This is a genomic window from Algoriphagus sp. SE2, from assembly GCF_039563885.1.
Taxonomy (GTDB): domain Bacteria; phylum Bacteroidota; class Bacteroidia; order Cytophagales; family Cyclobacteriaceae; genus Algoriphagus.
The window spans coordinates 54,974-80,955 of the sequence record NZ_JBCLWJ010000004.1 but is presented as its reverse complement, the minus strand read 5'-3'; the positions used below and the strand labels follow the sequence as shown (position 1 = coordinate 80,955).

General features: G+C 38.2%; 26 protein-coding genes. 5 read left to right on the top strand and 21 right to left on the bottom strand.

Going from position 1 to position 25,982, the window contains the following annotated elements; translation table 11 throughout:
* Nucleotides 1–78: 78 nt before the first annotated feature.
* Nucleotides 79–273, bottom strand: a complete 195-nt coding sequence (rpsU, locus tag AAGF08_RS06305) for a 30S ribosomal protein S21 (RefSeq protein WP_206585473.1) — start codon at nucleotides 271–273, stop codon at nucleotides 79–81.
* Between the two features lie 147 nt (nucleotides 274–420).
* Between rpsU and AAGF08_RS06300 the strand changes: the two genes are divergently transcribed.
* Nucleotides 421–1,767 (top strand): alpha-L-fucosidase, encoded by a 1,347-nt coding sequence (locus AAGF08_RS06300; protein ID WP_343510297.1) that lies wholly within the window; start codon nucleotides 421–423, stop codon nucleotides 1,765–1,767.
* Between the two features lie 10 nt (nucleotides 1,768–1,777).
* Here the strand turns inward: AAGF08_RS06300 and AAGF08_RS06295 are convergent, their stop codons facing one another.
* The 4 genes from AAGF08_RS06295 to AAGF08_RS06280 form a co-directional block, all read right to left on the bottom strand.
* Nucleotides 1,778–2,650, bottom strand: coding sequence for a glycoside hydrolase family 16 protein (locus tag AAGF08_RS06295; RefSeq protein WP_343510296.1), 873 nt, complete (start codon nucleotides 2,648–2,650; stop codon nucleotides 1,778–1,780).
* 153 nt (nucleotides 2,651–2,803) lie between these two features.
* The gene (gene atpC, locus AAGF08_RS06290) at nucleotides 2,804–3,049 is read right to left on the bottom strand and encodes an ATP synthase F1 subunit epsilon (protein WP_184495463.1); all 246 of its coding nucleotides are present in this window, start codon (nucleotides 3,047–3,049) and stop codon (nucleotides 2,804–2,806) included.
* A gap of 62 nt (nucleotides 3,050–3,111) precedes the next feature.
* A complete protein-coding gene (gene atpD, locus AAGF08_RS06285; RefSeq protein WP_343510295.1) occupies nucleotides 3,112–4,614 on the bottom strand; it encodes a F0F1 ATP synthase subunit beta in 1,503 nt (500 codons plus the stop codon).
* 155 nt (nucleotides 4,615–4,769) lie between these two features.
* Nucleotides 4,770–5,249 (bottom strand): C40 family peptidase, encoded by a 480-nt coding sequence (locus AAGF08_RS06280; RefSeq protein WP_343510294.1) that lies wholly within the window; start codon nucleotides 5,247–5,249, stop codon nucleotides 4,770–4,772.
* Between the two features lie 108 nt (nucleotides 5,250–5,357).
* On the opposite strand from AAGF08_RS06280, the gene AAGF08_RS06275 reads away from it, so the two are divergent.
* The 3 genes from AAGF08_RS06275 to AAGF08_RS06265 all read left to right on the top strand — a co-directional run bounded on the left by AAGF08_RS06275 (nucleotide 5,358) and on the right by AAGF08_RS06265 (nucleotide 7,582).
* Complete coding sequence (locus AAGF08_RS06275) at nucleotides 5,358–5,597, top strand: hypothetical protein (RefSeq protein ID WP_206585466.1); 240 nt, start codon at nucleotides 5,358–5,360, stop codon at nucleotides 5,595–5,597.
* 158 nt (nucleotides 5,598–5,755) lie between these two features.
* A complete protein-coding gene (locus AAGF08_RS06270) occupies nucleotides 5,756–6,742 on the top strand; it encodes a D-alanine--D-alanine ligase (RefSeq protein WP_343510293.1) in 987 nt (328 codons plus the stop codon).
* 354 nt (nucleotides 6,743–7,096) lie between these two features.
* Nucleotides 7,097–7,582, top strand: coding sequence for a hypothetical protein (locus tag AAGF08_RS06265; protein ID WP_343510292.1), 486 nt, complete (start codon nucleotides 7,097–7,099; stop codon nucleotides 7,580–7,582).
* A 99-nt stretch (nucleotides 7,583–7,681) separates the two neighbouring features.
* Here the strand turns inward: AAGF08_RS06265 and metK are convergent, their stop codons facing one another.
* On the bottom strand, nucleotides 7,682–8,935 hold the full coding sequence (metK, locus tag AAGF08_RS06260) for a methionine adenosyltransferase (RefSeq protein WP_343510291.1): 1,254 nt from the start codon (nucleotides 8,933–8,935) through the stop codon (nucleotides 7,682–7,684).
* Nucleotides 8,936–9,134: 199 nt separating this feature from the next.
* On the opposite strand from metK, the gene AAGF08_RS06255 reads away from it, so the two are divergent.
* Nucleotides 9,135–10,751 (top strand): hypothetical protein, encoded by a 1,617-nt coding sequence (locus AAGF08_RS06255; RefSeq protein WP_343510290.1) that lies wholly within the window; start codon nucleotides 9,135–9,137, stop codon nucleotides 10,749–10,751.
* A 13-nt stretch (nucleotides 10,752–10,764) separates the two neighbouring features.
* Here the strand turns inward: AAGF08_RS06255 and AAGF08_RS06250 are convergent, their stop codons facing one another.
* From AAGF08_RS06250 to AAGF08_RS06180, 15 genes are all read right to left on the bottom strand, one after another.
* A complete protein-coding gene (locus AAGF08_RS06250; RefSeq protein WP_343510289.1) occupies nucleotides 10,765–11,811 on the bottom strand; it encodes a hypothetical protein in 1,047 nt (348 codons plus the stop codon).
* 25 nt (nucleotides 11,812–11,836) lie between these two features.
* Complete coding sequence (locus AAGF08_RS06245; protein WP_343510288.1) at nucleotides 11,837–12,379, bottom strand: hypothetical protein; 543 nt, start codon at nucleotides 12,377–12,379, stop codon at nucleotides 11,837–11,839.
* 67 nt (nucleotides 12,380–12,446) lie between these two features.
* Nucleotides 12,447–13,025 carry a bifunctional precorrin-2 dehydrogenase/sirohydrochlorin ferrochelatase gene (locus tag AAGF08_RS06240; RefSeq protein ID WP_343510287.1) on the bottom strand — a complete coding sequence of 193 codons (579 nt, stop codon included), beginning with the start codon at nucleotides 13,023–13,025 and terminating at the stop codon, nucleotides 12,447–12,449.
* A 118-nt stretch (nucleotides 13,026–13,143) separates the two neighbouring features.
* Nucleotides 13,144–13,914, bottom strand: a complete 771-nt coding sequence (gene cobA / locus AAGF08_RS06235; protein WP_343510286.1) for a uroporphyrinogen-III C-methyltransferase — start codon at nucleotides 13,912–13,914, stop codon at nucleotides 13,144–13,146.
* Nucleotides 13,911–16,010 (bottom strand): nitrite reductase, encoded by a 2,100-nt coding sequence (locus tag AAGF08_RS06230; RefSeq protein ID WP_343510285.1) that lies wholly within the window; start codon nucleotides 16,008–16,010, stop codon nucleotides 13,911–13,913. Before AAGF08_RS06230 ends, cobA begins: the two co-directional genes overlap by 4 nt.
* Nucleotides 16,011–16,134: 124 nt before the next feature.
* The gene (locus AAGF08_RS06225) at nucleotides 16,135–17,391 is read right to left on the bottom strand and encodes a GTP-binding protein (RefSeq protein WP_343510284.1); all 1,257 of its coding nucleotides are present in this window, start codon (nucleotides 17,389–17,391) and stop codon (nucleotides 16,135–16,137) included.
* Between the two features lie 102 nt (nucleotides 17,392–17,493).
* The gene (gene cysD, locus AAGF08_RS06220) at nucleotides 17,494–18,393 is read right to left on the bottom strand and encodes a sulfate adenylyltransferase subunit CysD (RefSeq protein WP_343510282.1); all 900 of its coding nucleotides are present in this window, start codon (nucleotides 18,391–18,393) and stop codon (nucleotides 17,494–17,496) included.
* Nucleotides 18,394–18,491: 98 nt separating this feature from the next.
* Complete coding sequence (locus AAGF08_RS06215) at nucleotides 18,492–19,196, bottom strand: phosphoadenylyl-sulfate reductase (RefSeq protein WP_343510281.1); 705 nt, start codon at nucleotides 19,194–19,196, stop codon at nucleotides 18,492–18,494.
* Nucleotides 19,171–19,443 (bottom strand): DUF2061 domain-containing protein, encoded by a 273-nt coding sequence (locus AAGF08_RS06210; RefSeq protein WP_343510280.1) that lies wholly within the window; start codon nucleotides 19,441–19,443, stop codon nucleotides 19,171–19,173. The genes AAGF08_RS06215 and AAGF08_RS06210 overlap by 26 nt, the downstream gene beginning before the upstream one ends.
* 75 nt (nucleotides 19,444–19,518) lie before the next feature.
* Entirely contained in the window at nucleotides 19,519–19,935 is a 417-nt protein-coding gene (locus AAGF08_RS06205) for an Rrf2 family transcriptional regulator (RefSeq protein WP_343510279.1), read from the bottom strand.
* Between the two features lie 119 nt (nucleotides 19,936–20,054).
* Nucleotides 20,055–21,941, bottom strand: coding sequence for a molecular chaperone HtpG (htpG, locus tag AAGF08_RS06200; protein ID WP_343510278.1), 1,887 nt, complete (start codon nucleotides 21,939–21,941; stop codon nucleotides 20,055–20,057).
* Nucleotides 21,942–22,147: 206 nt separating this feature from the next.
* Nucleotides 22,148–23,614, bottom strand: coding sequence for a glycine--tRNA ligase (locus AAGF08_RS06195; protein ID WP_343510277.1), 1,467 nt, complete (start codon nucleotides 23,612–23,614; stop codon nucleotides 22,148–22,150).
* 143 nt (nucleotides 23,615–23,757) lie between these two features.
* Nucleotides 23,758–24,192 (bottom strand): outer membrane insertion C- signal, encoded by a 435-nt coding sequence (locus AAGF08_RS06190; RefSeq protein ID WP_343510276.1) that lies wholly within the window; start codon nucleotides 24,190–24,192, stop codon nucleotides 23,758–23,760.
* Between the two features lie 52 nt (nucleotides 24,193–24,244).
* The gene (locus tag AAGF08_RS06185) at nucleotides 24,245–25,294 is read right to left on the bottom strand and encodes an oxidoreductase (RefSeq protein ID WP_343510275.1); all 1,050 of its coding nucleotides are present in this window, start codon (nucleotides 25,292–25,294) and stop codon (nucleotides 24,245–24,247) included.
* 4 nt (nucleotides 25,295–25,298) lie between these two features.
* The gene (locus tag AAGF08_RS06180; RefSeq protein WP_343510274.1) at nucleotides 25,299–25,925 is read right to left on the bottom strand and encodes a response regulator transcription factor; all 627 of its coding nucleotides are present in this window, start codon (nucleotides 25,923–25,925) and stop codon (nucleotides 25,299–25,301) included.
* Between the last annotated feature and the right edge of the window lie 57 nt (nucleotides 25,926–25,982).

The window sequence follows — 25,982 nt, the reverse complement described above, 5'->3', positions numbered from 1 at the left end:
ATGGATTCCAGTAACAAAAGGCACAAAAAAAGCGCAATTACCGAAGTAATTGCGCTAATATTTTTTAGTCAATAAAGATTACTTATTAGCTTCCTCTTGAAGTTTCTGCTTATAAGCCGCTTTGATGACCTGTGCTCTTCTTTTAACAGAAGGTTTTGTGAACGCTTGTCTAGCTCTAAGTTCTCTGACAGCACCTGTCTTGTCAAACTTCTTTTTAAAACGCTTAAGCGCTTTCTCGATAGATTCGTTCTCTTTTACGTTTACTACGATCATATTTATACACCTCCTTTCGCGACTGCAAAGGTATGGATATTTATTTATAAAAAATATCTCTGCCAGTAAATAAATCCAAAAGCTGTAAATCTTCCTTGAAGAACCAATGGCAATCTTTAATTTTACGATTCAACCCAAGCAAATCAAGTGAAATTACATTACCCTTTTTCGGCAAAAGCTTTAATTTTCTTCATTGCAAGCCTCATTCTACTTTACCCTATTAACAGCCATTCTCAAGAAAATGATCAAAAAATGGAATGGTTCAAAGACGCCAAACTGGGGATTTTTATCCATTGGGGGATTTACTCTGTCAACGGAATTGATGAATCATGGTCCTTTTTCAATGATTACATCAGCTATGATGATTACATGAAGCAACTCGATGGATTCACTGCTTCTAACTATGATCCTGAAAAGTGGGCAAAATTAATCAAGAAAAGTGGTGCCAAATATGCAGTGCTCACTGCCAAACACCATGATGGAGTAGCACTTTGGGACACCAAAGCTTCGGCTCTTTCGGTAGTTAATAAAACTCCAGCGGGAAAAGATTTAGTGGGTCCATTGATGAATGCCTTGGAAAAAGAAGGTATCAAAAAAGGAATCTATTTCTCAGTTTTGGACTGGTCACATCCGGATTATGATAGAAAAACAAGAGATACTTTTCGGTATAAAAATGATCCTGAGAGATTCAGAAAGTTTACAGATTTTAATTTTACGCAACTAAATGAACTTTCGGAGCAATATAATCCAGATTTGTATTGGTTTGATGGAGATTGGGAACATAAACCTGAAGAATGGAGAAGTGCCGAATTGAAAGAAAAACTTTTAGGATATAACCCTAATTTAATCATCAACTCTAGGCTAGGCCCTGGATTTGGAGATTATGACACTCCTGAACAAGGTGTACCTGTCACTCGTCCAACCAGTGAATTCTGGGAACTTTGCATGACTATGAACAATAGCTGGGGCTATCAAGGAAATGATCATGCCTATAAAAGCCCGAGTGAACTGCTTAGAATTTTTGTGGATTGCCTGCATATGGGAGGTAATCTCCTCATGGATTTCGGACCAAAGCCAGACGGAACGATTCCTGAAGAAGCTGTAAACATTCTAAATGAATTTGGGCGCTGGACCTCCAAGCATGAATCGGCGATCTACGAAACACAAGCGGGTATTCCTGATGGCCATGTGTATGCACCAACCACACTATCCAAGGATAAAACCATTCTTTATATTTATTTGGACTATAAAGTCAATGAATCTCTAGCGATCAAAGGCCTAAAAAATAAAATCCAGCGTGTCTGGGTAGTAGGAAATGGCACCAAACTTCAATCCAGAGAAGTAGGCAAAATGTACTGGAGCGCTGTGCCGGGAATGAAATACATCGATATTCCTGACAATGTCTATGACAAGGATATCACTGTAATTGCGGTATTATTAGACGGTCCTGTAGATCTCTATCGAGAAAAAGGACAGGTAATTGAGAGTAATTAGGAAAAACTATTTACTTAGCCTTATATTCCATCCAGTCCACTTCCAATTCAAATGGATACTTGGGCTTTTCTAAAGAATTCGGATTTCCCTCAACAGCCCAATCTTTGGTATGCCAGAAGTTCATTCGATATTTTGAAGCATGTTGGGGGATTCCAAGTTTTGAACCTTGATAATCCCAAAGTGTAACTGTATCTGCAGTTTCTGGATGGATTATCCACCATCGCAATCGGTCACTTTCCCAATCAAAACCATAGGTATAAAACTGAGAGGAAGCATCGTAATTTTCGATTTCTGGAATTGTTTCAGGCATATTTTGCCTTCCTTCCAAGGAAGTAGGAGTCCCATCATAATTGATCTTTGAAATCGTTTCAATGATTTCTCCTTTGGCCAAATTAATTATCCTCCCGATGCGCTGGAGCTTCCCATGCTCACCAGTCCAGGTTCCTACATAGATTATTCTGGGATCCGCGATTAACCACTCAAAGTCGATTTCGCTCAGCCCTTCATTATCATCCTCATGATAGGTAAAGTAACCCACGACAGCACCTACATCTGGTTGTTTATCTTTTACATCAGGCACTTTTAAGCGAGTTGAATAGGTTCCGAAATGAGTAAACTTCTTTGAAATAATTTCTGGCCCTTTACCAGGCCCGGCTTCGTCTAGAGGATCTAGCTTAAAGGAAAGGATTTTCTTTTCTGTATCAGTTGGAGATTCCTGCCCCATATTAAACTTAAAATCAGCTTTTGTACCAGTCGAACCGTAGTGAAAAAACTTCGATTTTGATTTCGAAAAATCCTCATGAAAAGATTTATGGTACTTTTTGGAATCGCTTTTTACAAAAAAAGCTGTCGCCATAAAAAGAAGAAAAAACAGAAACTTCATATTATAAGATAATATAAAACGGCTATTATTTGATCAGAGTAAATTTGATGGGATTTAAAATCGAATCATACTTATTACCTAAAAAGAATTAATCAACAAAAAAAGGTCTCCCATTAACACAGGAGACCTTTTTTTTATATTAGGATGAATTGCTTAAGCGACTACTTTCTCAGCCAGCAAAACAATGACATTATCTTTTACTTCCACTACTCCACCATCCACGATCATGGATTGCTTTCCTTCCGCTGTGGTAAAAGAAACTGTTCCTTTAGCCAAAGCCGATACAATTGGAGCGTGATTATTCAGCACCTGAAATGCACCTCCGGCACCTGGGAAACTGGCCTCGGTCACTTCACCCTGAAATACTTTTTTGTCCGGTGTGACGATTTCTAAATGCATCTGATTCGGATTTATATAAAAGCAAGTGGCCAAGAAAACTTAGCCACAACTCTATTTTCTATTTATTTAACTTCAGCCAACATTTTCTCTCCCTTAGCAATCGCATCTTCGATGCTACCTACTAAGTTGAAAGCTGACTCTGGAAGGTGATCCAACTCACCGTCCATGATCATGTTAAAGCCTTTGATGGTATCTTTAATATCTACCAATACACCTTTCAAGCCCGTAAACTGCTCAGCTACGTGGAATGGCTGAGAAAGGAAACGCTGTACACGTCTTGCTCTGTGTACCACTTGCTTATCCTCTTCAGAAAGTTCTTCCATACCCAAGATCGCAATGATATCCTGCAATTCTTTGTAACGCTGAAGTGTTTCTTTTACTCTCTGAGCACAATCATAATGCTCATCACCAAGGATTTCTGCAGAAAGAATTCTAGAAGAAGAATCCAATGGATCCACCGCTGGATAAATACCCAATTCGGCAATTTTTCTTGACAATACCGTTGTAGCATCCAAGTGAGCGAAAGTCGTCGCTGGAGCAGGGTCAGTCAAGTCATCCGCAGGAACGTAAACCGCCTGTACAGAAGTAATGGAACCGTTCTTTGTAGAAGTAATTCTTTCCTGCATGGCACCCATTTCTGTTGCCAAAGTTGGCTGGTAACCTACCGCAGAAGGCATACGGCCTAGCAATGCAGACACCTCAGAACCTGCCTGAGTGAATCGGAAAATGTTATCGATAAAGAAAAGGATATCTTTACCAGCTCCTTCTCCATCACCATCTCTATAATATTCTGCTAAAGTCAAACCTGTCAAGGCAACTCGTGCACGTGCCCCTGGAGGCTCGTTCATCTGACCGAAAACAAAGGTTGCTTTAGAATCTTCTAATTTTTTCAAATCAACTTTGGAAAGATCCCATCCACCTTCTTCTTCAAGGCTATGAACGAATTCTTCACCATAAGTTACGATACCTGATTCGATCATTTCACGAAGCAAGTCATTTCCTTCTCTGGTTCTTTCACCCACACCAGCAAATACAGATAGACCTGCATAAGCTTTTGCGATGTTGTTGATCAATTCCTGAATCAATACAGTTTTACCAACACCGGCACCACCAAACAAACCAATCTTACCACCTTTTGCATAAGGCTCGATCAAGTCAATTACTTTGATACCTGTATAAAGAACTTCTGTAGACGTAGATAAATCCTCAAATCTTGGAGCTGCCCTGTGGATTGGCAATCTTTTACCAGCTGGAACTTGAGGCAAACCATCAATCGCTTCTCCAACTACGTTGAAAAGACGACCTTTAATAGCCTCTCCAGTAGGAACGGAGATTGGTTGTCCCAAATCTGTAACTTCCATACCACGAACCATCCCTTCAGATGAGTCCATCGCGATGGTTCTTACTCTGTCTTCACCCAAGTGTTGTTGAACTTCCATGACGACCACTTGGCCGTTTTCTTTGGTTACTTCAACCGCGTCAAGGATGTTTGGCAGTTTACCGCCTTCGAAGGAAACGTCCACTACGGGTCCAATTACCTGAGTTATCTTTCCAATATTTGCCATTTGATAGAATGAAATGTAAAAAGGATATGCTTTTTGAATTCGTCCGCAAAATTAACCAATAAAGCCTAATCCCAAAGGATATTTGGAAAATAATACGAACCTTCTTAACGAATTGATGATCAATCCCCTCAAAACCCCCTTTTCACCAAAAAATATTACTCCATCACTCTTCTCCCAAATAAAAAAGCTTTTGACCAGTAACGATTACTCAAATAATCCTCTGATACCCCCAAAGAAGTTGAAGAATGAATAAATCTGACATCATTTTTAGCTACTTCTGTTACAATTCCGGCATGAGTGACTTGATTTTTTCTTCTTCCTGTGGCAAAAAATAGAAGATCCCCTCTTTTAAGATCTCTGGCATTTACTTTTTTACCAACCTTACTTTGGTCAGCAGAAATCCGAGGCATATTTACACCTATTGCATAGTAAGAATGAAATACCAAAGCGCTGCAGTCCATTCCAGCACGAGTAGTTCCTCCATATTTATAAGGAGTTCCAGTATAGCTCCTCGCAGTAGAAATCACAACCTCAAAGGGATCGCTTGCAGCCTTCTTTTTGGAAGCACAGGAAAAAGCAAAGCAAGCTAAAACAATTCCAAATAAAACAGCTTTTGTGAATCTTTGATTACGCATTCTCGTTTTTGGTCTTTCAAGTATAAGATTCTTGAAGACAGGAATCAATAGTTTCATATGAAAAACGGACTTTCATTTCGTTATATTCGTGCTAGGAAGAGAAGGAATATGAGTAGAGAAGAATTTAACAACCTCCCTTTTCATAAAAAAATTAACACCCTTTATACTGAGGGCACATTTGTAGTGGGCATAAGATATTACAAACACAAAGTGAATCTTTACCTTCTCGATAATGAATATGTGGAAGTTTTTTACAATCACAAACTGGACAAAATAGACAAGATTGATTTTTTGCCAAGAGATCATTCTCGCATGAAATTTTATCTGGATCAGATCAAATTGGCCTAACAATTTCCTCAAGAAAATAGAACCGACTCATGCTGATCTTTTTACTTCTCCCCTAGTAGCAATTCCTATTTCTTCGAAAATCTTCGATAGTTATCAGTGACAATCTGAGGGAAATAAAAGAAAATTCAAGTAATTCGTAACATCAATTTTTACCTCAGATGAAGAAAAAAATAGCCCTTGTAACCGGAGGTTATACCGGTGAATCAGTGATTTCATTAAAAAGTGCTGCTGTCGTGGAAAAAACAATCGATAGGAGCAAATATGATGTTTTCAAAATCCTTATTTATCCGAAAGACTGGTATTACATGACAGAATCTGGGACCAAAGTTCCTGTAAACCTAAATGATTTCAGCATAGAGGTAGATGGAATGAAAATCATGTTCGATGGAGTATTCAATATCCTCCACGGTTCGCCGGGTGAAGATGGAAAACTAGCAGGTTATTTTGATATGATCGGTATTCCTTACACCACTTGTGATCAATTGACCTCTGCCATTACGATGAACAAGGGCTATACCAAAGCAATTGTTGATGACATTGAGGAATTGCATATTGCCAAGTCGCTTCAGCTTTTTGAAAACTCTCAGGAAAATCTGGAAAGAATAAAAGGGGAATTATCATTACCTCTTTTCATTAAACCCAATAATGGCGGCAGTTCCATTGGAATGAGCAAGGTGAAAACTTGGGAAGAACTTCCTGAGGCTTTGGACAAAGCTTTCGCAGAGGACAAACAAGTTTTGGTAGAGGAGTTTGTTTCGGGTAGAGAGTTCTCTATTGGCTGCTTCAAAGGCAAAGGAGAAATTAAAGTTCTTCCAGCCACGGAGATTGTTAGCAGTAAAGAATTTTTTGATTACGAATCCAAATATGTTCCAGGCGTTACAGAAGAAATCACTCCAGGAAGAATGAATGAAGAAGAAGTCGCTAGAGTTAACCGAATTATCCCAAAAATCTATGAAAAACTAAATTGCAAAGGGGCGGTGCGAATAGACTATTTCTTGCAAAAAGAAACTGGTAAATTCTATTTTATCGAAATCAATACTGTACCTGGACAAACTGAAACCAGCTTGATCTCGCAGCAGGTAAGGGCCATTGGAATGGAAGTACAGGAATTTTACACCCAACTTATTGAGGAAATGTTTTCTTGATTATAAAAATAAAAAAGATGAAAATTTAGGTTCTCCTAAATCCAAAGCTTTTACAGGTTGTATCAAATCAGCTCTCACACTTTTTCTTTTGTTAAAAATCATCTAAAATATCAGGATTACTCTTAAGGCTAAACACGATTCCAATTCTTGAATTTGCCTTGAAACCAAAACAAAATCGGCTTTGGAGTGCTATTTGGACTATTAGTAGTAAGAAATTAATAATAGTTCGCACTTTCACCTATTTAGCCTTAAAACAGGTTTTTTAGGAAGAAACGATTGAGCCCTTGGGAAATAAAATCCCCGAATTAAGTAAATTTTTGGGTAGTGAACTTCATTCTATAAACCATATTTGAGATGAAAAATTACATGATATTAGTAGCACTTATTGGTCTTTTTGTCAGTTGTGGCCCTTCTGATAAGCAAGAACAAAAGCTAGTGAACCTTGTAGCAGAATGGAAAACTGCATCTGAAGAAATAGTTAGCTTATCAGAAAAAGTTGGAGATCAAATGTATGTATTCGAAGCCAACAAAGAAGAAGGCAATAACTCTGAAATGATTTCTATTAACATTGATGGAAAAGAAAGTAACTGTGAAGCAGCATATGCAGCAATGAAAGAGCAAATCGATGATTATATAGAAGTTTGGAGAGAAAATTCCCTAAAAGTTGATGAGCTTACAAATAATATGTCAATGGGAAATTGGTCTGCTGAAGATGATAAAAATCTGAAAGCGCTTGATCTTGAGGTAAAGAAAAGTGATGTGTCTGTTGAAAAATGGAATTTGGAACTGGAAGAACTTCAGTCAAAATGTGAAATCGATATGAATACTTCGAGTTCGTAAGAGAGCAATAAATTCTCATACAGTCATTCAAAACCATAGGGAGTGATTTCGATCACTTAAAATTAAAAAGCCTTCCAAAAATTTGGAAGGCTTTAATTTTTATATACCGAAAACAGATTTGATTTTATCTACAAAATCTAATTTTTCCCAGGTGAAAAGTTCCACTTCCAAAGTTATCTCGTCCCTATAAGGAGAAAGGAATGTTTTTGTTATCACTTCATTGGTCCTACCCATGTGGCCATATGCAGCTGTCTCTTCATAGATTGGGTTTCTGAGCTTTAATCGTTGTTCGATAGCATAAGGGCGCATATCGAAAAGCTCTTCTACTTTTTTAGCGATTTCTCCATCATGCATATCAACTTTGGCTGTTCCGTAGGTGTTAACATAAATCCCCATAGGAGCGGCAACCCCGATTGCATAGGAAACCTGTACTAACATTTCGTCAGCAATTCCAGCTGCAACCATATTTTTTGCAATATGACGTGTGGCATAAGCTGCTGATCTATCCACTTTGGATGGGTCCTTTCCAGAAAAAGCTCCACCTCCATGTGCACCTTTTCCCCCGTAAGTATCCACGATGATTTTTCTACCTGTCAAACCGGTATCTCCATGAGGACCTCCAATCACAAACTTCCCAGTTGGGTTAATATGATATTTGATATCAGAAGTAAACAATTTCTGAATTTCTGGTTTCAACTGAGCAATAACTCTTGGAATCAAAATAGAAACAATATCAGATTTAATTTTCGCTAGCATCGTCTCCTCTTCATCAAAATCATCGTGCTGCGTAGAAACTACAATTGCTTCAATTCGCTGAGGCACATTGTCATCAGAATATTCTATAGTTACTTGAGCTTTTGAATCTGGTCTTAAATATGTGATATCCTTGTTTTCTCTTCTTAATGCAGCAAGTTCCCGAAGAATCATATGAGAAAGATCCAATGCTAAAGGCATATAATTTTCAGTCTCATTGGTCGCATAACCAAACATCATCCCCTGATCACCTGCTCCTTGGTCCTCTGGGCTTTTCCGGTCTACACCTTGATTGATATCTTGAGATTGCTCATGAATGGCAGATAATACGCCACAGGAATTACCTTCGAACATGTAATCTGATTTGGTATAACCTATTCTATTGATTACATCACGTGCAATTTTCTGCACATCCAAATAAATATCAGATTTTACTTCACCGGCTAAAACTACCTGACCAGTAGTCACTAAAGTTTCACAAGCTACTTTGGAATTAGGATCGAAAGCTAAAAAATTATCAATCAGGGCATCAGAAATCTGATCCGCAATCTTATCTGGGTGCCCCTCAGAAACAGACTCTGAGGTAAATAGATATGCCATAAATATGAATTTGTATTACTTTTTTTTGGGAAGCTCTTTTTTGGAAGCCCAAAAATAAGGTAACTACGCGAAATAAAAAACTTGCTTAGGAAGGTTGGTTTGTTTCCGAAAAAAATACAGCCCAAAGGCTTTAAAATAAAAATTGAAATTTTCCAATGTCATCTATTATCTTACTTTTCGAATTAGATCTATTCCAAATATGAAATCCATTACTTCTTTCCTTTTACTACTTCTTTCATTTTTATCCTTTGCTTTTCAAAATCCCGACAGGAATAATGATTACAGCGAATTAGTATCTCTTTTTAAAGAATGGCGAAAATTTGAAAACCCACCCCTCCTTAATGGAGCACCGGATTATAGAAAAGAGACATTTGACATGCGTCTTTCTGATTTTAAAAATCTTCAATCAAAGTTGTTAGCTATCGACACGACAGGCTGGCCAATAAATCAGCAAGTAGATTGGAGAATCGTTTGGGCAGAAATGAATGGCTATGATTTCAATTATAGAATTTTAAAACCTTGGGAACGTGATCCTGCATTTTATAAAACAGTATGGACAGAGAGAAGTGACGTGCCTGCTCATGAAGGTCCAACTCACCATGGGATCCTCGAGCTTTGGCAGTATAGTTTCCCTTTCAATGCAGCAAACAGAGAAAAGTTTTTAATAGAAATAAAATCTATACCAAGTCTCAATAAACAAGCCCAAGGCAATCTGCTAGGAAATGCCAAAGAACTTTGGGAAGCTGGAATTCCAAGCATTGATCAACAAGCAATCGATCTACAAAATATCCTGAAACTGGAAGGAATCTCAAATGATCCAGAATTGGTAAAATCCATAGAAGAGGCAATTATTTCCACAAACGATTTTGCCTCTTGGCTTGAAGATAAGGCTCCTTTAAAAACAGGTGAATCTGGAATTGGTAAGGAAAATTACACATGGTATCTGCAAAACGTTCATTTAGTTCCTTTGACCTGGGAGGATGAAGTGATGATTTTAAAAAGAGAGTTGGCCAGAGCATGGGCTTCTTTAAAATTGGAAGAACATAAAAACAAAAATTTACCTGAACTCAAAGACGCCAATTCACCTGAAGCTTTTGATAAAATGGCTGAAGAGGGTATGGAAAGTCTTTTAAAATTCTTGGACGAAGAAGAAATTGTAACTGTCAAAGATTATTTTGAACCAGCACTTCGGGAGCACAAAGGATCATTCATTCCCAAAGAAAAACGGAATTTCTTTACCATAGGAATGCATTATGATCCACGCCCTTTGTATTCTCATTTTTACCATTGGTTTGAATTAGCACGCATGGATATTGAGCCCAACAAAAGTGAGATCCGAAGAGAGCCGCTTTTGTATAATATCTGGGATTCGAGAAATGAGGGCACAGCAACAGCTGTTGAAGAAATATTTATGGATGCAGGACTTTACGAGGATTCACCTAGAGCCAGAGAAATCGTGTATATCATGATTGCACAACGGGCTGCTCGAGGACTTGGATCTTTGTATGCCCAGGCAAATCAGATGACGATGGTAGAAGCAGGAGGTATTCATTCTAACTATACTCCGAGAGGTTGGATGAAAACTGAAAAAGAACTTCTATTATTCGAACAGCATTTGTACATGAGGCAGCCAGGTTATGGTAGCAGTTACATTACTGGAAAATATTTACTGGAAAATGCGATGGCCGATTTCGCTCGATTAAAAGAGGAAAATGGTGAGGAATTTAAATTGAAGGATTTCTTCGATCAACTGAACAGCATTGGAAGTATTCCAATCTCTTTGGGTCATTGGGAAATGACAGGCATAAAGCAATAAGATGGGTTCTGATTTAAGTAGGATCACTTTGTGAAAATGATAATTTCCAAATATCCCTTGCAAATAAACATGCAGCAGAAACCCATAGAATTAGGGCCAAATACATGATTACATCCCTTTGCTTCAAAAATTCAAAATAACTAAAGGGTATTGAAAAGCTATACAAAAAGCGATTGATGCCCAATAAAACTATCAGACCAACAAAAATCTGGCGGTTTGTTTTCTTAGCAAAAAGTTGCTCAACTTTCGGATAAAGCCCTTTAAGATTTAGAAAAGTCAAGTAAATGATGAAACTTGGTGTAAAAGGAATATTCAAAATCAGGAGATTCATTAAATGAAAAAGAGTTGCTCCCAAAAGCCAGAGTCTCCATGATTTTCTTCCCAAAAGCAAAAAAAGAAAAGGAGATAATTCGAATACTACTCCGCCATAATCCATAATATCCAACCACCAAAAGGGAAGTTCTTGAAGGTATTTAATCAAAAAATAGTCAGTTTCCTTCCCATAAAGGCCACTGTAGTACCATCTTAAAAACCCATTCATCGTCGGGTCAAAATCTATCCAAACATAAGCTTTTAAAAAGCCAGCTGAGAACATTCCAAAACAAAGTAAAACGGCTAAAAGAGATGTCACCTTTTCTTTGCGGCCTTCCGGCTCGGGCGTATCTGGTACCAAAGCTGCTTTAGTCCCCCATCCTGAAAAAGACATGAGACCTAAAAAGGTTAATAGCAAAATATTATGGTCTATTTTACCCATAGAATATTGCCAATTAAAACCAATGAAAAGCAATAGTGAAGCTGCTATGCCTGAAAATTTAGCCTTATATCCCAAAGTCACACCAAGTAATGCCAGCGTGATCAAAATATCCAAAACATAAAAAAAGTAAGCAGGTGGAAATCCTGAAAACAGATTTGCCAAACTTAAAATAGGTGGATAGAAAAATACTTGTGGCACTTCTCCGATCCAGAAGAAAAATGGAGAATAAATAATCAAAAAGAAAAGTCCTGTTAGAATCCTTAAAACCACCAAAGATTGAAGTGGCATCTGGGTAGACTCTTTCACGCGCCTCCAAAAAAGTTGATTTAGCCTATTCATCAAAATTTATTATTTCTTCAGATAAAATAGATAAGTCAACTTTCGATGTTTGAGGATACGAAACGACTTGGTATTCTACAATCTTAAGTCTAGTGGAATCAAAGCCCTGAGAAATCAATTTCTGTTTAAAGAACTCTGCTATTTCTTTTCTTTCATCCTTTGAAAGTTTCTTTTCTTGATTCCTCATCAGAAAATTTTTGATTGGCTTTGATGAGGGTTGATTCTTTACTTCAATGTCGGAATTCTCCGAAAAAAGTCCCTTTTTATTTTCTAAAATAAAACTCAGATAGTTTCTAGGAATGGGAGAAATGAAACTCTCTTCATCAATATTTACCCATCCTTTTTCGGGCGTGAAACCATATAGATCAGAATATCTATAGTTTGGAACAGGACTATCTAAAGGAACTTGTACTTGCTTATCTCCCGAGGGAAAAAGTAATGCCGGGTAGGGTTCAAGTTTTGATGATATCAATCGAAGGCCAAAAGGAACCAAGAGGCATATCGCTAAAACCAATGTAAATTTTTTTGAGAACATAAAACCGCCAGATCAAAGCATTTCAAAGAACGGAATTTGCTTTCTTAAATCAAGGCTGACGAAAAGATTAATTTTTATGTTTTACGAGATTTGCAGTCACTTCATTCATAGCCTTCACTTTATATTCAAAATCCCCTTTTAATGTTGCCCGATAGGCATGAAGATTTTCAAGTAAATCATCCAACTCGTCGGGTAACACTTCTTCTAATAATTGTCTTAAGCGCTTTGCTGCAGTCGGAGATTTGCCATTCGTGCTGATCGCAACTTTTAAATTGCCTTTTGTTACAATTCCTCCCAAATAAAAATCGCATAATTCTGGTGTGTCAGCTACATTCACGAGTAAAAACCGTTCTTTACCATCATCATGAATTTGTTTGTTAACTGCCTTATCATCAGTTGCAGCAATCACGAAATGTTTAGCTCCTAGGTATTTTTCATGATATATATCCTCAATCATAGTAACGGTATCAGCTTTGGTAGCGAGATCCACAAAGCTTTGCGAAAACTCTCGAGAAACTGCCGTTACTTGGGCTTTAGGACTTGATTTTAGTAAAAACTCTAACTTCTCAGTGCCAACATTTCCTCCTCCGATCAGGAGAACATTGAGTTCGTGTACTTTAAGAAAAATGGGATATAGATGGTTCATGTGATTTCGGATAACCTTTGAGGTGTCATTTCGAACGAGGAACGAGTGAGAAATCTCCTCGAACGTTTAGTATTTAACAACCTTTTAAACGATATACAATTTTATATAAAACAAAACCTCAAAAGTTATACTTTACCGCTTCTCGGTACACTTCAGCTAACTTGATGCTTTCTTTAACCACTTCACCAATGATGATAATTGCTGGTGCCTCTACCTGATTATCAATAGCTTTTCGTTCAATATCACCCATATAGCCAGCAGTAATTTTTTCATCTCTTGTGGTCCCACTTTGGATGATAGCAATAGGTAAGTCAGCTTTTCCGAATCTTTTGTAAACAGCAACTATCTCTTGCAATTTTTTTGTCCCCATCAGCACCACTACAGTTGCAGTGGATTGGGCTGCGAGTGCCAGGTCTTTAGATAATTCTCTTTCCGAAGTCGTTCCAGTTACTACCCAAAAGCTTTCTGAAACCCCTCTTTTTGTAACTGGCACACCTGCTGACGCAGGGACAGCAATTGCAGAGGTGATTCCAGGCACAACTTCTCTTGGAATACCGAAAGTTTCGATATAATCTAGCTCCTCGGCTCCTCTCCCAAAAACAAAGGGATCTCCACCTTTTAATCTGACCACATGACCATGTTTTTTGGCCATTGCTACACAAAGCTCATTCGTATCCTGCTGAGGTAAGGAATGCCTGCCTACTCTTTTGCCAACGAATAACTTAATTGCTGTATTTGGCGCATGCTTTAATAAAACTGGGTCAATTAAAGCATCATACAATACCACATCGGCTTTGTTCAATGCCAAAACTGCTTTTAACGTGATCAATTCTGGATCTCCAGGGCCAGCCCCAACCAATGTCACTTTAGGGTTAATTTCTACTTTCATGCTTCTACCTCGGCTTCTCTGAAGCTTTTTAATTTTCCATAAATCTCAAGCGCCTGCTTCGCATAAGCTCTTGCAAATGCTTCTGTAGGTTCATTTTTATTGATTTTATAAACTTTCTCTGAGAAAGTACCGCCTAAGTCAATCTTGCCTGTATTGATGAATTGCTCATCAAATTTTGAAATGATATTTGCATAGCTATTAGTCGAAATATCTTCCCCAAGTAATAAAGCCTTGGCTGCGTTGATCAAGCCTGCATAATGGTGATAAATACTATCAGACCATCTTCCGTCTTCCAAAGACTCCTTACCCAAGTCCATTTTTTCATAGGCTTCCAGAAGAAGTGTAGAAACCAAATCCAAGACTACCCCAGCACATTCTCCTACTCCTACAGCGATTTTATACTCTTCAGAATTACCCCAATCGATGTAATCTGCTGGTGTCACCGTAGAAGCATCCCCCAATTCCTTGAGTAATTCGTAGAAATAGATCTGTCCTTTCTCATCGTAATAGCTCAAGAAATCTTTCCCCCGCGCATTAGACTCAAAATCATTCAGTAGAATTCTCAAGGCTTCAGGTCCTCTTTTGCTTGGTATTTTTGTCACCTTATCAGCGAATCTCCCATTCCCATCACCTAAATTTCCTCCTCCAAGAAGTACCTGTAAGGCGGGTATTACCACTTTCCCGGCTTTCATAGACATCCCTTGAAAACCAATATGAGCCATGTTGTGCTGGCCACAGGCATTCATGCAACCTGAGATTTTAATGACTAAATCCTTGTTCTTCAAATACTGAGGATATTCAGCCAAAATCACTTTTTCTAATTCTGCTGCGATCCCCGTGGAACTTGCAATTCCTAGGTTACAGGTATCTGTACCAGGACAAGCAGTGATATCTGACATGGTATTATAACCTCTTTCTGCAAGCCCTATTTTCTTCAGTTCCTGAAAGAAAAAAGGTGCTAAATCAGCTCTTACATCACGGATCAAAAAGTTTTGACGGAGTGTAAAGCGAATCTCAGCATTCGCAAATTTCTCAACTAAATCAGCAAGTTTTCTGGCCTGATCAATGTAAAAATCACCTAATGGAACTCTCACACCAATGGAAACAAATCCATCTTGTTTCTGTGGAAGGACATTTGTTAATTTCCATAATTCGTAATCTAGACCCGGCTGCTCCTCCAATTCACCATTTGAAGCATTTGGAAGACTTTGTGAAGACTCATAAAAACTCGCATCAATTGGGAAACTTGAAAATGGTAAAGCTTTCTTTTCGTTCTCCACTAGCTCCAAAAACGTCTCTAAGCCAAGGTCTTTTACCAGGAATTTCATTCTGGCTTTATTCCGCCTTGCCCGCTCACCATGTCGGTCAAAAATTCTTAATACTGACTCTATAAATGGAATGATTTGATCGGTTTCTAAAAATTCATAAACCACATCCGCATGTCTTGGTTGAGACCCAAGACCTCCACCAAGTAATACTTTAAAACCTCGAGTTTCTTCTCCATTGTCAACTTTTATTTTTGGAATAAAACCAAGATCATGTAAGTAACTTAATCCAGTGTCCTCATCAGAAGATGAAAAGGCTATTTTAAATTTTCTCCCCATCTCCTGACATATCGGATTTCTTAAAAAGTATTTGAATGTGGCGTCAGCATATGGCGTGACATCAAATGGCTCATTTGGATCAATTCCAGCAGTTTCTGAAGCGGTCACATTTCTGACAGTATTTCCACAAGCTTCCCGAAGGGTGACATCATCCCGCTCAAGTTCTGCCCAAAGTTCAGGAGTACGATCCAGACTTACATAATGAATCTGAATATCCTGACGGGTTGTGATGTGTAATCTTCCAGTGGAATATTCTTCGGAAACCTTAGAAATTCTCCTGAGCTGATCTGAACTAACTCTACCATAAGGCAATTTGATTCGAATCATCTGTACTCCTTGCTGTCGCTGTCCATAGACACCTCTTGCCAAGCGGAGACTTCTAAATTTCTCCTCATCAATCTTTCCTTCTTTGAAAAGAGCAATCTTTCGCTCCAGATCAATGATATCTTTTTCTACAATAGGATTTTCTAATTCAGTTCTAAAGCTTTGCATGGCTTTACTTTTTTTCCCTATAGGGATTGTGGTATTAATGATTTATTTAAAACGCCCAACTGGTTAACTGGACGTTTTTGTTATAATGAATCGATGTATTTCAACCGATTACCTTTCAATTCTTTCAGTCAATAAACCCGACTGAAACAGTGTCAAATTCTCCTTCTTCTATCAGAATGAAGCTTCCATTTGATTTATTCTTCTTATAAGAATCAAAATGGATCGGTTTACTTAATTTAAATCGAACTTTACCAATATCATTGAGCTTTAATTGATCAGCTTCTTCTGTCCCGGAAAAATCTGTATGGATTTTTGACTCGATTTGATCCACTTTTGCCAAAACACGGTTCACCCCATGCTGCAAGATATATTTAGCTCCGACACGTAATGCTTTGCTGTTTACCTGACAAATGGTGGCCGAGATCTGTTTTTCGCTATGAGGAACATGAGAACTCTTGACCAGCATATCCCCTCTACTCAAATCAACCTCATCTTCTAAAGTCAAGACAATCGAACTTCCAAGCGCAGCTTCTTCGATATCTTGCTCAAAGAAATGAATGCTTTTGATTTTGGAAGTAGTCAATGAGGGTAGTAAGATCACGCCATCTCCAACTTTCAAACTTCCGCCATACAGCTTTCCTGAAAATCCTCTGAAATCATGGAAAGCTTCAGTTTTGGGACGGATTACATACTGAACAGGAAATCTGGCTACAGAACTTTCAAGCAAATCTTCTGGCTCTAATACTTCCAAATGATCTAAAAGCGTATTACCTACATACCAAGGCATTTTATCCGATTTGAAAGCAATATTTTCTCCATTCAAAGCTGAAACAGGTATAAAGGTAATTTGGTCTTCAACGAAATCAGATTTTGCTACCAAAGCATCAAAATCTGATTTTATTTTCAAGAACACTTCCTCATCGTAATTCACCAAATCCATTTTGTTTATCGCAACAACCACATGGCTGATACGAAGTAAATTGGCAATAAAGAAATGCCTATAAGTTTGCTCAATTACACCTTTCCTTGCATCAATCAAAATGATGGCAACCTGTGAAGTAGAAGCTCCAGTAACCATATTTCGTGTATACTCCACATGCCCTGGAGTATCCGCTACGATAAAATTAGTCTTGGCAGTATTGAAATAGATATGAGCAACGTCAATAGTTATGCCTTGCTCTCTTTCCGCCACCAATCCATCGGTTGCCAAAGAGAAATCAAGGTAATCGTATCCTCTTTGCTTAGAGCTACGCTCAATTGCTTCGATCTTATCTGTCGTCAAAGATTTGGTATCGTATAGTAATCGTCCGATCAAAGTACTTTTGCCATCGTCGACAGAGCCGGCAGTAGCGATTTTGATTAGTTTTCTATTTTCAGACATGTTATTCAGTTATTAGTAATTAGTAAATCAGGTCATGGTCAACAGACCAAAATAGCCATCTGAATCTGCTTGGTACTTTGTACTTGAGACTTTTTACTTTTTTTAAAAGTACCCGACCTTCTTTCTCGTTTCCATGGCAGCTTCGGATCGTTTATCATCGATTCTGGCTCCACGTTCAGAAATTGTAGATTCTCGGATTTCTCCAACCACATCATCTAAAGAAACTGCTTCGGAAAGTACTGCTGCAGTACATGTCATGTCACCAACAGTTCTAAATCTGACCATTTTCAATTGGACCTCTTCATGTGCCTCTCTGAAAACATGCTCATTTGCTGTCCAAATCATGCCATCACGGAAGAAAACTTCCCGCTCATGTGCAAAATAGATAGATGGGATCTCAATATTTTCAGTTTTGATATATTCCCAAACATCCAATTCAGTCCAGTTGGAGATAGGGAAACAACGCACATTCTGACCTACATGAATTTTACCATTCAGCATATCAAAAAGCTCTGGGCGTTGATTTTTCTCATCCCACTGACCGAAATCATCTCTCACAGAGAACACTCTCTCTTTTGCTCTGGCTTTTTCCTCATCTCTTCTTGCGCCGCCTATACATGCATCAAATTTGAATTCTTCGATGGCATCTAGAAGCGTAGTAGTCTGAAGTGAATTTCGGCTGGAATATCTTCCTCTTTCTTCACGAACTTTTCCCTGGTCGATAGAGTCCTGAACATTTCGCACAATCAATTCCAAACCAAGTTCCTTGACAAGTTTATCCCGAAACTCGATGGTTTCGGGGAAATTATGCCCAGTATCAACATGCAATAAAGGAAAAGGAATCTTTGACGGATAAAAAGCCTTTTGTGCCAATCTCACTAGCGTAATCGAATCCTTTCCTCCAGAAAAAAGCAAAACCGGGCGCTCAAATTGCGCCGCCACTTCACGGATGATGTGGATCGATTCTGCTTCTTTTGGATTAGGTATTAATAGGTTATTCATTTCCTTACTTTTTATGTCTTCGAATTGACTTCATCATTTCCAAATGGACCTTTTTCGAAGTAATTATTTCTGAAATCTTACGTCTTAAATCTTATATCTCACTTGGCATGCAGCCCACACTCTTTCTTAGAGTCTTCCCACCACCATCTTCCGGCTCTAGCATCTTCTCCTTCCATAATCGCCCGGGTACAAGGAGCACAACCAATACTGATAAAACCTTTGTCGTGAAGGGGATTGTAGGGAATATTTTTTTCGGAAATGTATGCGATCATGTCATCATAGGTCCAATCCAACAATGGATTGTATTTCAGAATCTGATTCCCCTCATCCCATTCGATACTTTTCATGCCTGATCTATTTGCGGATTGTTCTGCTCGAAGACCTGTGACCCAAATTTCATTTCCAGCCAAGGCTCTTCTTAGTGGCTCAACTTTTCGTACAAAGCAACAGGATTTCCTGTTTTCCACGGATTCATAAAACCCATTTATACCAATTTCAGAAACTAGTTTTTCTACTGATTCAGTGTTTGGGTAATAAACCTTGATATTTTGTCTATACTTCGCTTCAGTCCTTGAAAGCAAATCCAAAGTCTCAGGAAACAATCTTCCTGGATCTAATGAAAAGATAGAAATTGGTAAGTGGCTATCTGCAATTAACTGCGTAATCACTTGATCCTCCTGACCTAACGAAGTGGAAAAAGTTACTTTCCCTGGAAAAAGATCAGCAATCAATGCCAATCCTTCTTGAGCATTCAGTTCACACAACTGAGCTTCCAATTCATGCATATTCTTTTTGAGTGTCATCGGATTTTATTTTAGGTGCAGATTCCCAAACACGTTCGTGGAAATAGTAAAGAATAATTTTAGAGAAAACTTCTACGGAGCCTATTGATAGTGCCATCATAAACTCTCCTGTTATGAAGAAAGAGATAATGACCGTATCAATTGTACCAACAATCCTCCAAGAAATTGACTTGAGAAGACTCTTGACATTACTGTCTTTCCCATATTTATTACTGAATAGCTTCTTGAGCGGTTGGTCTATAATCATAAGACATTTTTACGAACGTAAAGCACAAAAGTATATAAACCCTATAAATTATATAGGGTTTATGGTAAAAAAATTTTATCCTATTTTTAAAATATCCTCTAAGGTCTTGTTTTCCAATATTTTAAGTGTCTCATCTCTTACCTGAATCATTACCTTATTTATTCCACATTGTGCTTCATTTTTACACTCAGCGCAAGGTTCGTAATAATTTAAACTCACGCAGGGAAGTAGTGCAATTGGCCCATCCAATAGACGAATAACTTTGGAAAGAGGAATTTCTTTGGGGTCTTTGATCAGGTAATAGCCTCCACCTTTTCCCTTTTTGCTTCCGAGCATCCCTGCTTTTTTAAGTTCTAAAAGTATATTCTCTAAAAATTTATGTGAGATCCCATGTTCTTCGGCTATATCATGGATCAATACTGTTTTCTCATCCTTATGCCTACCTAAGTAAGAAAGGGCATGCAGTGCATATTTTGTCTTTTTAGAAAGCATGAACAAAAATAAATTATTTTGGGCAATACCCTAGTATGGAACTAGGCTTTTATAAATATGGCAAAAAAAACGAGTATGTTTCCATACCCGTTTCAAATTTCAAAATGGACTATTCTTATTTAAAGCAATTCCACGCTTCTTTTCACAAAGGCAGTCAAGTCTTTGCCAGTCAATAAACCTTGAGAAAGCTTAGCCAAATCAAATGCCTGCTTGGCTAGCTTGGTCTTCTCTTCTTCGGTTTCTGCTTTCAATACTTTATCCACTACGGGGTGATTTCCGTTGATCGCAACTTTATAAGCATCTGGAAGCTGACCATAGAAGCCCATTCCTCCACCACCGGTAGCAGCCATGTCTTTCATTCTTCGCATGAACTCCTCCATGGTAATTGTAACCGGAAGTTCCTCAGGACTCAAACCTTCAACTTCTACTGAATAGCTTTTATTATTAATTGCCTTTTCAAAGATTTCCTTTACTTCTTTGCTCTGGTCTTCTGTGAGAAGATTTGCATAAGTGTCCTCTTTCTGGATCAATTTCTCAACTACGTCCGAATCAACTCTCTTCAGAGAAGTCTTCTCCAGCTTTGATTCTAAGTTTTGGATAAAATGGCTATCAATCGGTGAATCCATTACCAAAACATCGTAATCCTTTTTGTTGGCAGATTGGATAAAGCTATCTTGCTTTTCTACATCTGTAGCGTATAAGAAAATGGTTTGTTCATTTTTATCAGTTTGCACCGGCTTCACTTTGGATTGATACTCTTCAATCGTAAAGAATTCACCTTTTGTGTTTTTTAGTAAAGCAAAATCTTTTCCTTTCTCGTAGAACTTATCTTCTGAAATCATTCCATACTTCACGAAAAGTCCAATGTCATCCCATTTTTCCTCATACGCTTTTCTGTCTTTCTTGAAAAGTTCTGCAAGCTTATCCGCTACTTTTTTTGTGATATAAGAATTGATTTTCTTCACATTGCTGTCCGCCTGCAAGAAGCTTCTGGAAACGTTCAAAGGAATATCAGGAGAATCGATTACTCCATGAAGTAACATTAAGAACTCAGGAACGATATCTTTTACCTCATCTGTGATAAACACCTGACGGGAGTATAACTTGATCTTGTTTTTCTGAAGCTCGAATTCGTTTTTCACCTTTGGGAAGTATAAAACTCCTGTCAAGTTGAATGGGTAATCCACGTTTAAATGGATCCAAAACAATGGATCCTCGGACATCGGGTAAAGTTCTTTATAGAACTTTAAGTAATCTTCATCAGTCAGATCGTTTGGTGACTTGGTCCAAATCGGAGTCGTGGTATTGATGATATTATCAACCTCTACTGATTTCCATTTCTTTTCCCCTTTATCGTCAACCCCATCTTCTACTGATTCGGTTTTTGTACCGAATTTGATAGGTATTGGAAGGAATTTAGCGTATTTATCCAAAATTCCCTGAAGCTTCCACTTGTCTAAGAATTCTTCGGAATCTTTGTTTATGTGAAGGATAATGTCTGTTCCACGCTTTTTACGCTTTCCTTTGGAGATTGCAAAAGAAGTAGAACCGTCACAAGTCCATTTCGCTGCTTCAGCTCCTTCTTGGTAAGATAGTGTCTGAATTTCGACTTTATCTGCAACCATAAATGCAGAGTAGAAACCTAGACCGAATTTGCCGATAATTTCATTGGCATCTTTCGCATCTTTAAATTTTTCTACAAATTCTTCTGCTCCAGAGAAAGCTACCTGATTGATATATTTTTTTATTTCCTCGGCGGTCATTCCCAGGCCTTGGTCCGAAACCGTAATGGTTTTCTTTTTCTCATCAAAACTTACTTCCACGGTCGTGTCTCCTAGTTCACCGGAATACTGACCTAATGTCGCAAGTCGTTTGATTTTTTGTGTCGCATCGACAGCATTTGAAACAAGTTCTCTAAGAAAAATCTCATTGTCAGAATAGAGGAACTTCTTGATAATCGGGAAAATGTTCTCGGTATGAATCGAGATCGTGCCTTTTTCCTGCATAGCTATATATTTATTTAGTTAAACACAATGTTTGTCGCTTGCAGGATTGCAACTGTTGTTCCATTTGAGAAAAAGTGACAAGATGACAGAAGCAGAAAATTTTGTTACAAAATGAAACCCACAAAAAAAAGCTTGGCATATTACCAAGCTTGCTCTTTAAACTAAAACGAGGTTCTAATCCGCTAAACGAATTGAATTTGCAAAGCTTACAATTTCTCAAAAACCCTTGTAAAACTGGTAGCTTCTGTAATCCTTCCGTGAAGTTCCGAAATGGGAACTCGCTCCTGCTCGGTAGTATCACGATGACGGATAGTTACTGTATTATCCTCTAAAGTCTGATGATCTACTGCGATACAGAATGGCGTTCCGATCAAATCCTGACGCGCATATCGCTTACCGATAGAAGCCGCATCTTCGTAAATGATATTGAAATCGTATTTAAGTAACTCTACGATCTCTTTCCCTTTTTCTGGTAAACCATCTTTTTTGGTAATAGGAAGCACAGCTGCTTTCACTGGAGCTATGGAAGGGTGGAATTTCAAATAGGTTCTGCTTTTCTCTTCTGTTTTCTCCTCCGTGTATGCGTTGCAAAGTGTCAATAAAAATAATCTGTCAGCTCCAATAGACGTCTCGATCACATATGGGATATAGTTCTGATTCACTTCAGGATCAAAGTATTGCTGTTTCTTTTTAGAGAAATCTTGGTGGGATTTGAGGTCAAAATCCGTTCTGGAGTGAATTCCTTCGACTTCTTTGAAACCAAATGGAAAATCATACTCAATATCCATAGCTGCATTGGCATAGTGAGCGAGTTTTTCATGGTCATGTCTTCTCAGTTTTTCGGCAGGTGTCCCTAAAGCCAAGTGCCATTTCATACGGGTATCAGCCCATACTTTATACCATTCCAATTCGGTGCCTGGACGTACAAAGAATTGCATCTCCATCTGTTCAAACTCACGCATACGGAAAATGAACTGACGAGCAACAATCTCATTCCTGAAAGCTTTCCCTATTTGGGCAATTCCAAACGGAACTTTCATTCTAGCTGTTTTCTGCACATTCAGGAAGTTGACGAAAATGCCTTGAGCTGTCTCTGGTCTTAAATAAATGGTGGAAGAATCTTCAGATACAGATCCTACCTGAGTCGAAAACATCAAGTTGAATTGACGAACATCCGTCCAATTAGAAGTTCCACTGATTGGACACTTGATCCCTTCATTGATAATCAAATCTCTTACTCCATCAAGATCTTCTGCTTCCAACATTCTAGCTAAAGCTCCCGTCAATGAATTTGCTTTTTCTATATCTCCTGCTCTTTCAAAAACAGCGGCATGTTCTTCCACCAGTACATCGGCTCGATAACGTTTCTTTGAATCTTTGTTATCAATCATGGGATCGTTAAAGCTGTCCACATGACCGGAAGCTTTCCAAGTGGTAGGATGCATAAAAATTGCTGCATCAATTCCTACAATATTATCCTGCACTCTGGTCATGGTTTCCCACCAAAGTCGCTTTAGGTTATTTTTTAATTCAACCCCATAGGCACCATAATCATAAACAGCCTGAAGACCGTCATAGATTTCGGAACTTGGGTAAACAAAACCATACTCTTTGGCATGGGAAATAATATCTTTCAATTGGGCGTTTTCCGCCGGAGTTGCTGTTTTTGCCATGGCGGCAAAATTAAAGAAACAAATTGATATCTAGAGCGCAAAAAAAGTCTTAAATCACTTGAAACCTATGATAATCTTCTCCAAAAAAGAAAAAGGCAAGATTCCCAAAAGAAAAATGGCCCTCTTCTTTAATTGATAGACTATTATCTAAAGGTGTACTTAAAACCAAATCCAGCACGGAAGTAATCTCCATGATCGTCTGCTAAAATTGGAGCTGCCTCAAGGACAAGCCCTAGATTTTTGCTGTTAAATGGAGTCACAAGAAGTCCAAATGGAATAGCAATGTAAATATCATCATCATTGTCATTGTCACGATTCCTATCATCATCCAAACCAAGCCCTAAACCTATGTAAAAATTTACGTCATCTTTTTGGACAACGTTGTAAGCTCCCATCAATTCTACACCGACATCTCCACCTGTTCCAATCCTACCTTCACCGAAGATTTGTTTGTATGGATTTGTACCTACAGTAACAAAAGTCTCCGAGCTTTGTAGATTCACCCCCGCACTGATCTGCGCTTGTGAAAATGAAATGAAGGTAAAAATCGTTAATGAGAAAAGAATTAGTTTCTTCATGGTTATAAGTATTATATTTGATACCTACTACCAAGAAAGAGCCAACTTTATCTTATCTCCATTTTCCTTCTGAAACTGAAATTGTCCGTTTTTCCTTAGCACTCAAAAATGACGCTTCAATCATTTCTAAAACACTGATTGCCTGAGAAATAGTGACTTTTAATTCACTTCTATTCAAAATAGCATCAGCTATATTTCCATAAAAAATTCTATAATCTCCTGGAACTGATGGATAGGCTTTTGTTTCCTCTTTGAGGAAAACTTTTCCCCAATTCTCCTCAGGTTCTACACCCCAAGTTGCACCTTCCGGTTTTTCCCCAACTTTAAAAGCAGCTTCCTGAACATCTAAGCCAAACTTTTGATAGGAACCATTTTTACCCAAAAGTAAAAACTTTGGTGTGGGTACATTCACCAAAGCGCCAGCAGTAACTCTTGCCTTTAATGAGCCATAATCAAGTATGATATCAAAGTAATCGTCAGCTACTGCTCCAGTTCGTTGCTTTCGAATATCCGCCTGAATCCAATTGGGTAGGCCAAAAAGTAATAAAACCTGATCTATCAAATGAGATCCTAAATCATATGTGATTCCGTTTCCTGGAACTTCTTTCTCTCTCCAGTTCTCGGTAAGATCCGGGCGAAAGCGATCAAAATGAGATTCTAAATAAACTAATTCACCAAGATCTCCGGCACGCACCAACTTCTGCAAAGTCATGAAATCCCCATCATAGCGACGATTATGAAAGACAGAACAAACCAATCCTTGCTTTTCAGCTAGCTTATTGAGCTCCTCAGCTTCATGAGAAAATATAGTCACGGGCTTATCAACTACCACATGTTTTCCAGCCTGCAGACATTGCATAGCCATTGGAAAATGGAACTCATTGGGTGTAGTAATCACAATAAGGTCTGAAGCATCTGCATCTAGCAATTCTTGCAAACTTCTGTAAGTTGTCACACCCGGATACAATTCTTCGCAGCGATTTGTGTGCCGTTCTACAACTGCGACCAAATCAAGGTCCTGACAAACTGTGATAAGAGGAGCATGCATTTTCTCAGCAACTGAGCCAAAGCCGACAATCGCTGTTCTAATTGGTCTATTCATGATTTTATAGGTGCATATCCTGGACTTTATTCACTAATTCTATACGTGAATTTACCTGGAGCTTGGAGTGAATATTTTTTCTATGAGTTTCTATAGTCTGTACGCTGAGACTCAGATCTTCAGCGATTTCTTTATTTTGACGCCCCTCTTTGATCAATTTAATAATCTGAACTTCCCTTCTGGATAATTTAAATTTCTCTCTAAAAGCATCATAAAAAGAACTTTGATTTGCTTGCTGAATGACTCGTTGAAAATTAGCTAAATGTCTTCCTTCAAAAACCTCGTGAATCGTGTAGACAAGCTCATCCGGGTCTGCATCTTTGAGGATAAAAGCATCAGCTCCATCATGCATACATTTCTTATAAATTTTCTCTTCATCGTACATTGAAAGTACAACTACCTTGATTTCAGGAAATTTAGATTTGGCATATTTCAGCACACCGAAACCATCGAGTACAGGCATATTTAAATCTGTCAGGATCACATCCGGAAGATCACGTTCAATTGCGTCAACTAACTCTTTACCATTAGGGTAAAGTCCCGTGATAATTAAATTGTCGTACTCTTCTAACAAACCTTCCAGCCCTTTTGCGAAAAGTTTATGGTCGTCCGCCAAAGCTATTCTGATCATTTTTGGGTGGGTGAATGAACTATGCTTTAAATTAAAGTAATATTAAATTACGCCTTG